The 10,417-nt window shown below is 32.6% G+C and carries 5 protein-coding genes; 1 reads left to right on the top strand and 4 read right to left on the bottom strand.

Translation table 11 applies throughout. The annotated features are described in order from the left end of the window. Positions 1-56: 56 nt before the first annotated feature. The 4 genes from DNC80_RS01445 to DNC80_RS01430 form a co-directional block, all read right to left on the bottom strand. Entirely contained in the window at positions 57-2,129 is a 2,073-nt protein-coding gene (locus DNC80_RS01445) for a beta-N-acetylhexosaminidase (protein WP_182648593.1), read from the bottom strand. 98 nt (positions 2,130-2,227) lie between these two features. Further along, positions 2,228-4,165: a glucosamine-6-phosphate deaminase gene (nagB, locus tag DNC80_RS01440; protein WP_182648591.1), complete on the bottom strand. Its 1,938-nt coding sequence runs from the start codon at positions 4,163-4,165 to the stop codon at positions 2,228-2,230. 329 nt (positions 4,166-4,494) lie between these two features. Continuing rightward, positions 4,495-6,075 (bottom strand): RagB/SusD family nutrient uptake outer membrane protein, encoded by a 1,581-nt coding sequence (locus tag DNC80_RS01435; protein WP_182648589.1) that lies wholly within the window; start codon positions 6,073-6,075, stop codon positions 4,495-4,497. A 10-nt stretch (positions 6,076-6,085) separates the two neighbouring features. Beyond that, positions 6,086-9,112 carry a SusC/RagA family TonB-linked outer membrane protein gene (locus DNC80_RS01430; RefSeq protein ID WP_182648588.1) on the bottom strand — a complete coding sequence of 1,009 codons (3,027 nt, stop codon included), beginning with the start codon at positions 9,110-9,112 and terminating at the stop codon, positions 6,086-6,088. Positions 9,113-9,390: 278 nt separating this feature from the next. Here DNC80_RS01430 and DNC80_RS01425 point away from each other — a divergent pair. Next, positions 9,391-10,417 (top strand): sensor histidine kinase (locus tag DNC80_RS01425; RefSeq protein ID WP_182648586.1); only part of this gene is annotated, 1,027 nt, incomplete at its 3' end.

The raw sequence follows: 10,417 nt of genomic DNA, 5'->3' as shown, positions 1-10,417 counted from the left end.
ATTCAAAAATCAATAAAACTAAATAAACTAAACATATTAATAATTGAACTAAAAAATTATAAATCTACTAAGTTTTTCAAACCAGTAAACACAGCAAGTTCTACATCCGCATGGGCCTTAGAGTTACATTTTTCTAGTAACTCTTTTGCTAGAGACCTATTATAATTGGGTTTCTTTTGTAACTTAAAAAGCAACTGTTCAGACAAATCATGTAATACTTTAGACAAAGGCAAAAGAGGTTGTACCAATGGAGCATTTTGACTTAAACCCTCTAATTCGTTATGATTTTGCATCCATTTATTCAAAAACAAGTCAATCTCTTTTTCTAATGATACCTCTTTACTTTTTAAATAATCTGCTACTAATTCATTAAAAACTAAAGCATCTTCAGCATCTGGTGTGCATGCATCAGCAAAAAAAGTAAAGGGAGAATACATCTGATATTCAGTACCGCCCGCATTTCGGGAATAAATTTTCAGAGGTTCACAAATTGCCGAAAACGTTTGTAGAGCAGCAGTATTTTGATTGTTACTGATATTTCTCAACAACACCTCTTTATTTCGAATATGCGTAATTCCTAATTCTTCCAATCGAAAAGAAATGTTTTTCAATCTTTTTCGCATACTTGCCAAATCAGTTACATTGGCGTCAGACCAAAGTCTTTCCGCAATTGCTGCGGTTCTGGGCCAAATTCTTGAATCGATGGTTTCAGGTGTAGCCAATTCACTCCACATTGTAGCTTCACCACCTAGAATTCTAGCTTTTTCTTCTGACGATAGTGTATTGTTTTTAGGCATTGGATCATTCAAATAATGACTTTCAACTCCTTGAACTAAATCTACATAAAAACCATTAGACAATACTGTTTTATATCCATTGTTAGCAGCAGCAATAAGAGAACTACCAGAAGCTACTCCTTCATTAGGCCCTTTCCAGGAATGAATTATGGCTTCTTTTGACATGTTTTTGGTCATAATTTCTTCCCATCCCATCAATTCTTTTTGATGCTTTTTTAACATCGGAATTAACTGCATGGTAAAATAAGTTTGCAACTCATGATTGTTGGCTAACTTATTTTTCTTCATGAATTCCTGAATTTTAGGATTCGAATCCCAATCTTTACCTTCGTTTTCATCGCCTCCAATGTGAAAATATTTCCCTGGAAATAACAGACAAACTTCATCAAAAATTTCACTCAACAATTGATACGTCTTTGGATTAGACGGATCTAGTGTTGGTGTAAAAATACCTGCATTTCTTTCTAATGAATAAGTTACTAATCCTGATGCTTTCTGGGTTGTTTCAGCAGACCCTTTATTTACAGTTATTACTTTACTTCCAATTTCTGGAAAGGCAGTCAAAATAGCAGAAGCATGTCCAGGTACATCAATTTCAGGTACAACTAAAATTCCTCTGGCGGCAGCATATTTTACGATAGCTTTAATTTCTTCTTGAGTATAAAAAAGACCATCGGAAGCTTTATCTGTGAGCACTTTATGTTTCTTCATTTCAATCCTCCAACCTTGATCGTCAACCAAATGCCAATGAAAAACATTCATTTTCATAGCAGCCATTGCATCTAAGTTTCTTTTAATCACATCAACAGGTTGAAAATGTCTAGCAACATCAATCATTAATCCACGCCAAGTAAAACGAGGCATATCTGTTATTGATACATTTGGAAAATAGTAAGAAGTTGCATTGTTTTGAAGCAACTGCAAAAGAGTTTCCAATGCATGCATCGCTCCTAAATCTGAGGAAGCATTGATCACAATAGCATTCGATTGAACTGTCAATTGATAACTTTCATCTTCATATAGACCAATTTTCCCTGCCTTTGAGCAATTAATTTGCAATTGTGCATCTGGAAATTCATTAGTAGAAGTCACAAACCCTTGCTTAAAAAACAAGCCCGTTCTACCATCTAATCGTCTTAAAAAATTAGAAACCGCTCCAAAGATTCTTTCATTAGGTTGCCCTGTAACATTAACTTTAAAAGTAGGTTTTAAATCAAAATTTCCTGACTTAAGTTCTACTTTTTGAGGCCAAGGCATTAAATTCAAGGACTCTTTAACAACTTGAGCAGTTGTAGATAATGTTATAAAAAACAGTATAAAAAGGTATTTCATGAGAGGTTTTGGTATATAAATATCTTCAGTCAGGTTTTTAATCCTGATTTTTAAGAAGAACCATTCGGCTGAATAATCAACCGAATGGATTTTAATTCTTAATAATCAAATCTTTTAAAAGCTTCAATAGCTTCATATTCTGCCAGTCCTAATTCATCGTATAATTTAGCAGTGTTTTTATTTCGATCTTCGGCACGTACCCAAAATTCTCTCGAGTCATTACCTTGAAACATCACACGATCCTTTTGAGATTGGTGGAATAAAATGGCTTGTCGTTTCAATAATACTTCATCTGGACTCAACGGTACAGCCATATCAATTTCATGTAAATCCCATTCATGCCAAGCGCCTCTATATAACCACAACCAACAATCTTTCATGTAAGGTTTAGCTTTTAATTGTTTTAAAGCTGCAAAAATGGCATTCAAACATACTTCGTGAGTACCGTGTGGATCAGCTAAATCTCCCGCTGCAAAAACTTGATGCGGTTTAATTTTAGCAATAATATCAGCCACAATTTCAATATCTTCTGTTCCAAGCGGGTTTTTCTTTATCTGACCTGTTTCGTAAAAAGGTAAATCTAAAAAGTGGACATTTTCATCTTTTAACCCAATGTAACGCACTGCTGCATAAGATTCTCTTCTTCTAATTAACCCTTTTAATTTTCTAACTTCTAGAGAATCAACTTGATTGTCGTTCTTATTTTTTAAGAAATCAATTACGGCTTGAAAATTAATTTTACTACTATCTTCTCCTACAAAATCATTACATACTTCAGCAAATTTTAAAGCTTCATCATCTGTTACAGCAATGTTTCCAGAAGTTTGATACACTACATGAACCTCATGTCCTTGCTTGATTAATTTTGCAAAAGTTCCTCCCATGGAAATTACATCATCATCTGGATGAGGGCTAAAAAGGATCACTCTTTTTTTAGCTGGATTAGCTCTTTCTGGACGGTGTGCATCATCGGCATTAGGTTTTCCTCCAGGCCAACCCGTAATGGTATGTTGCAACACATTGAACATATTAATATTCAAATCATAAGCAGAACCTTCTTGAGCTAACAAGTCAGACATACCGTTGTTATTATAATCTCTATCGGTAAGTTTTAATATAGACTGATTTGTTTTTTGACACAACCAAACTATTGCTTTGCTTTTTAATTCTTGGTTCCAAATACACTCCCCTACTAACCATGGTGTTTCAAAACGAGTTAGAGACGAAGCCGCTGATTGATCCAAAACAAATGTAGCGTTTGGATGATTTTGCAAAAAAGTAGCGGGTACTTCAGAGCTAATCTCACCTTGAATCGTTCTTTTGATGATATCAGCTTTATTTTGTCCCCAAGCCATCAAAACAATTCGTTTAGAACGCATAATGGTAGAAACTCCCATTGTAATGGCACGTTTGGGTACATTATTAATTCCATTAAAATCAGAAGAAGCATCTACTCTAGTAATATGATCCAAAGTTATGATTCGAGTACCTGAATTGATGTGCGATCCTGGCTCATTAAATCCTACGTGTCCCGTACGACCTATTCCTAATAATTGAAAATCCAGGCCTCCTGCATTTTTAATGTTCATTTCATAATCAATACAATATTGATTCAATTCTTCAATAGCCACTGTTCCGTCAGGAATATGAACATTATCAGGATGAATATCTATATGATTAAATAAATGCTGATGCATAAAATAATGATAGCTCTGCTTGCTTTCTTTATTCATTGGATAATATTCATCCAAGTTAAAAGTAATCACATTTTTAAAGCTTAAGCCTTCTTCTTTATGCATACGAACCAACTCTTCGTATACTTTTATTGGAGAAGAACCAGTAGCCAAACCTAAAACACAATTTCTATTTTCTTCTTGTTTGGATCGAATTAAAGTAGCAATCTCTTCAGCAACAATTTTTGAAGCCTCTACAGAGTTTTTAAAAATTTCATTGTGAATTTTTTCAAATCGAGTTTCTTCAAATTTACCAGCACTTTTGTAACTAATATCCGGTTTTATGTCTAAAGTATTTTTCATTGTATTGTAATTTTAAATTCTTGCTAATTTTATTTTTCTCTTTATAATTCCTTTGTTTTCAAAACAATATTTGATTTTTATATTATCCACATTTAAAACATTTAATGCATATAAAAATGAAATCTTTTTTTTACTTTATTTCAAATTTAGGAGTATTACTTGGAGCAAAAAAATAAAAAAAACAAACGGTCAGAGTTTGTATACCAACGACATTGTTTAACCAATAAAGCGTTATGCAGTCTATAAATTTAGCTATTAGTCCTTAGTAATTATTCCTTAGCATAAAGCAAAGAACAAACCACTAAGGACTATTAACTATGTACTATAAATTAGAAGTTAGATCCAGTAGTATCCCACCACAATCTTGTTCCTCCATTATCTGGTCCACCTAGTTTAGCTAAACCAGTAGCTACACCACCTGGATTCCCATCTTTTTCAGATTGCACGAAGTTAACTCTACGAACACCTAAAGCAGAAGATATTTTTCCACCACTAGTATTTTTAAGCACTGGAAATAATTTTGGATAGCCGGTTCTTCTGTATTCTGACCAAGCTTCTTGACCCTCTGGAAAACCAGCAATCCATTTTTGAGTAATAATTTTTTGTAATTTCACTTCGTTAGTTGCAGCAGCATCCCATGCTACTGTTACAGTATTTAATGCAGTTCCATTATTTATTGGGAAATTTGGATCTACATAATTTTTAGCAGTTTTTGCATTGTCTGCAATGTAAGTTGCCACTCCTTGAACACCATGTTGAGCAAATGAGTTAGTGATTCCTAATTCATATAAACTTTGTGCTGTTCCGCCCATGTTCCATCCTCTTAACGCTCCTTCAGCTCTTAATAAATAAACTTCGGCAGTTGTCATTAATACAATTTCTTTAGAATTAACAATCGGTCCAATTTCAGAAAAATCTACGTGATCTGCTTTAGCAGCAATCTCAATACCAGTTCTAACACCTTTATACTGCCCAGGAAATTGTTTTGATGTTTTAAAAAATACAGAAAGTCTAGGATCATTATAACCACCCATTATAGACTCCATATCAGCTGACATTCTAACATCCCCCCAAGCATCACTGATGGTAGCAATTGGGTTGTTGAAATTTGGAGAAACAATTTTAAATAAATCATCATTTGTAGTCATCACTCCAAATTTTTGAGCAATCGCTTTTTCAGCTTCAGCCTTAGCTAAAGTTGGATTTTTCTTTACAATACGCATAGCTAAACGTAAACGCAATGAGTTAGCAAATTTTACCCATTTCTTGTAATCTCCTTTGTATCCAGATAAATCCGTTGATGTGAAAGTTGAAGGTTCAGCTATATCTACTCTTTTTGTCAACTCAGTAACTGCAATATCCAATTCTTTGAACATCAAACTGTATACTTCTTCCTGTGAGTCATATCCAATTGTTTTATCAGTAGTTCCAAATTTTGAATATACAATTGGTCCATAGGTATCTGTAACTCTATGCATTCCTTCTACTTTCAAAATCAAAGCTAAAGCATAAAATTGATCGTATTTCCCTTTGGCTTTTTGCTCCACTGAATAGGCATTATACATTACATCACCATAAGCAGCTCCCCATGCAAAACCATTCCATCCATCTACTAAATCATAAGTAGTGTTATTTGTTCCTCCTCTAAAAGCAGTACCTGTAGCCATGTAACCAGACCAAATATCACCTTGAAGTCCCTGTTGAACTTGGTATTTCCATTCAGGAGTCAAAACAATAATATTATTAAACATAGGAGCAAAAGCACCTTTTATATTATTAAAATCTTGTTCATATTGTGCCTCAGTAATTCCCGTCGGGTTAGTATTAATTTCCTCAAAATTGCTTGTACAACCTACTGCTGCAAGTACGGAAATACAAATAGCTGTTTTTTTAATTATATTTAGTTTCATGTTTTTTTAATTAGAAAGTTACGTTTAAGTTAAGACCGATACTTCTTGTAGATGGCATACCATAAACATCTATACCTTGTAAACCTTCACCAGTACTTAATGAAATGTTTGGATCAAAAGGAGCATCTTTGTAGATAAATCCTAAGTTTCTAGCAATTAAAGACAAGCTTGCTGATTGTAAAAATGGTAACTTTTTAGTATTGAATGTATATCCAACAGAAACCTCTCTTAAACTTACATTTGTAGCATCATATACATACTCTCCTGTTGCACCTGCTCTACCACCAACTTGTTTGAAATAACTTTCTGCTGGATATTTACCAGAATAAGCATTTCCGTTTGGATAAACTGCATTAATAGCCACTCCACCCGCATTTCTTGCATCACCAGTTGCTCTTGAAACACCAAACTCATCATTTACAGCTTCTGTCAAACTCATCACTTCTCCTCCAAATCTTGCATCAACTAATACATTAGCAAAGAATGAACCTACTTTGAATGAGTTAGAAAAACCTAACATAAAATTAGGATTAGAGTTACCTACTTCTTCAAATTCTGTTTTTTGAATAGTTCCGTCAGCGTTTAATAATACTCTACCTTGTAAATCTCTCTTAATGTTTACTCCTTCAATAACACCAAATGGTTTACCTTGCTGTAATACATATCTGTAGTTATTTACCCCCGCTTCTGTCAAAATTACTTTCCCTCCTAATTCTGCTGGAATTTCTTCTACTTTATTTATATTTTTAGAATAGTTTACTGTTGCATCCCAAGAGAATTTATTTCCTTTAATAATTTTACCAGTTACTACAGCTTCAAAACCTTTGTTAGAAATACTTCCTGCATTAATTCCGTAATATTTAACTCCTAATGGATTTGTTGGTGGAGCTAAAACTTGTAAATATTGGTGTTTTGTGTCTGAATTATAGTAAGACAATTCAAATCCTAAACGGTTGTTAAACATTCTCCATTCTGTTCCGATTTCAATCTCAGATTTTAACTCTGGACGCAAAGAAGTTCCTGGTTGTGGAGCAACTGTAGCTGGCTTATTACCTTCAATTGTAAAACCATACGTTGGAGAGGTTACGAATGGAAAAATATCATTACCTACTTGAGCATAAGTGGCACGCACTTTACCGTAATTTATAAATTCTGGCATTTTTACCATTTCACTAAGAATTGCCGTTACCCCAATAGATGGATAGAAAAATCCTGTATTATCAGTATTTACCAATGTTGAAGACCAGTCATTTCTAGCTGCCAAGTCTAAGAATAACATCTCCTTGTATCCAAAAGTTGTGGCAGCAAAAACTGATTGTACTTCTTTTCTTGAATCAACAGTTTGTAAGTTTAAAGCGTTATTTACAAAATTCCCCAAAGTAAACCAGTTCGCAATTTGCAAACCTCCACCAATTCCTGAATCTAATGTTGTTCTTTTATTAGCCAAAGTATTGGTGATACTAGTACCGATATTAGCATTAAAAGTAAAATCATTATTAAATTTAGTATTAATAGTAGCTATCAAATCACCATAACGTTGTGTACTTAAATTGTTTATATCAATATAACGACCATTAATATGCGACAAAGTACCTTGTGTTGTTGCATAAATTTCTTTTGTAAATCCACTCTCAACTCTATTATAACTATATCTAGTGGCAATAGACAACCAATCTGTTGCTTTATAATCTAAAGCTAAGTTTCCATTAAAAAATTGATTCGTATCATCAGACTTGTTTCTGTTGATTCCCCAAAAAGGATTTTGCATAATATCTCTATTAGTCATCCAATTTTGAACATTCATGTTTCTAGTAGGGTTAAAAACTTCAAAATTCTTTTTATAATCGTTAAAGTCATTCCCTCTTGGCATTAAATATACACCTGTTAATGGGTTAAAGTACAAACCATTCACCGGTCTATTGTTTACAGTACGTGTAGTATAATTTGCATTAGCAGCAACAGTTAACTTATCGGACAATTTACCAGACTGACGGAAACCAAAATTATTTTGTTTCAAACCATTTCCAGGAATAATCCCAGATGCTGTTGTATTTGCATAAGATAATGAAGTAGATGCCACATCAGAAGCTGTTGTGAAATTAACTGAAGAAATTTGAGTACTTCCAGTTTCAAAAAAATCTTTTACGTGATCATTTACTTTTTGCTTTGCTCCCCAAGTTTCTTCACCACCGGCAACAGCAACATAATCATTTTGGAATTTTGGTAAGTAAGCTGCTGTTTCAAATGTGGATACAGAAGAAGCTTTTAATTGAGCTTTACCTTGTTTTGCTTTTTTAGAAGACAATAAAACTACGCCATTTGCTCCTTGTGAACCATATAAAACAGATGCTGCTGCTCCTTTCAAAACAGTCATTCCTTCATAATCATCTGGATTTATCAAAGAAACTACATCACCTCCATCGCGGTTTCCACCAGCTGTATCCCCAAAAGCATTATTTGGCTGTCCTGCTGTACCGTTATATAAAGGTATACCATCTATAACATATAATGGTTGGTTATTGCTTACAGAAGAATTACCACGAATAACTACCTTAGTAGATCCTCCAGTACCACCTGAACTTCTTGTTACAGCAACACCAGCAATTTTACCTGCTATCGTATTAATAATGTTAGCGTCTTTAACTCTTGTTAACTCTTCACCTTTTAACTCTTGAGCAGCATAAGTAAGAGATTTTCTTGTTTTTTTAATCCCTAATGAAGTAACTACAACTTCGGTTAATGCTGTTGTAGCACCACTGTTTAATATTATTTTAATAGTATCTTCATTTCCTACCACAACTGATTTAGTTTCATATCCTAAATAAGAAACTACTAAAGTCTTACCTACATTTACTTGAATAGCAAAACTACCATCAAAATCAGTGGTTGTTCCTTTTGACTCTCCTTGTACTTGGACATTTGCAGAAGGAATTGGCATTCCACTGGCATCAACTACCGTTCCTTTGAGCGTTTTTACTTGCGCAAACGAAAGTTGCGAAGCAAAAATAATCATAACGATTAATAAAATTTGTTTCATTTTTTTTAATGTATTAGTTAGTTATAGTATAAAATTATCTTTAAGGTTTTGTTAAAAAAAATAAATTATACCAACAGTATTGTTTTTTAAACGAACGACATCTTTTGTTCAATAATATGTTACACGAAAACGTTTTCTAATTTTCATTACATTACGATATTAATAATTAAACTATTTTTTTCTTTAAAAAGTCCCATTTTTATTGACAAAATGATTAAAGTTGCAAAATAAAATTCAAGAATCACTTGTGAACTTATTTCCTAAAAGTCTCCTTAACCATGGCTAAAATAAAAGATATGCAATTTGAAATCAAAATTCAAAATCATTTTTGGTTTTGGGGATTATATTTTTTATTAAATTTTTTAAGATGGGGTGCCTACTTCAATGATTATGAATATTCATTTAAGTCAAATCTTATCGAATTCGCATTACACATACCTTTAGTCTATTTTAATTTATTTGTTTTAGTACCCAGATTTGTTTTAAGATCAAAATACCTTCATTATACATTTGCACTACTAACTAGTTTAGGATGCATTTATATTATAAAAACGGGATTAACCTATTACATTATTTCAAAAAACATTTGGCCTGAAGCCAATAGAGACTATCAGCCTTTTGAAATCAATCATATTCTTGCTGTTTGTATTGGAGAATTATATGTTTTAGCAATGGCATCCTCTATCTACCTGACATTAACTTGGCTAAAAGAAAGAGAAAACAATAGAACTCTTAGAGAGAATCAATATAAAATAAAGCTTGAATACTTAAAAACACAAATCCAACCTCATTTTTTCTTTAACACCTTAAATAATCTTTATGCGCTTTCCTTAGAAGACTCAAAAAAAGTGCCTGATGTAATTATAAAACTTTCCAATTTGATGGAATATGTTCTTTATGATATTGAAGGAGCCAAGTTTACTCCATTACTAAAGGAATTCGACTATATACAGAATTACATTGAAATTGAAAAATTACGATTTGAAAATGTAAATGTCTTTATTAATCTAGAATCTAATTTTGACAATATAAATGTTCCTCCTTTATTATTAATCTCATTGATAGAAAATGCGTTCAAACATGGCGGAATAAATAATAAGGACTTAACCATAAAGATAAACTGCAAAATCATCAACAATAAAACACTCGATTTTGAAATAATAAATAATTTTGTACTTTCACAAAATGAAAACTCTAAAAATGGAATTGGTCTATCTAATACTAAAGAACGATTAAAATTACTATTTAAAAACCATTATCAGTTAAACCATCAAATCAAGTTTAATTACTATATAATTCGTTTAC

It is taken from the genome of Flavobacterium sp. SOK18b (genome assembly GCF_014156605.1).
Taxonomy (GTDB): Bacteria; Bacteroidota; Bacteroidia; order Flavobacteriales; family Flavobacteriaceae; genus Flavobacterium; species Flavobacterium tiangeerense.
Note: the sequence above shows the minus strand (reverse complement) of the source record. Positions and strands in the feature narration are given on the sequence as shown.

Bases quoted from the DNA above. Each gene is read 5' to 3' on its own strand.
- DNC80_RS01435 (WP_182648589.1), bottom strand. From the start codon at position 6,075: ATGAAACTAAATATAATTAAAAAAACAGCTATTTGTATTTCCGTACTT.
- DNC80_RS01430 (WP_182648588.1), bottom strand. From the start codon at position 9,112: ATGAAACAAATTTTATTAATCGTTATGATTATTTTTGCTTCGCAACTT.
- nagB (WP_182648591.1), bottom strand. From the start codon at position 4,165: ATGAAAAATACTTTAGACATAAAACCGGATATTAGTTACAAAAGTGCT.
- DNC80_RS01445 (WP_182648593.1), bottom strand. From the start codon at position 2,129: ATGAAATACCTTTTTATACTGTTTTTTATAACATTATCTACAACTGCT.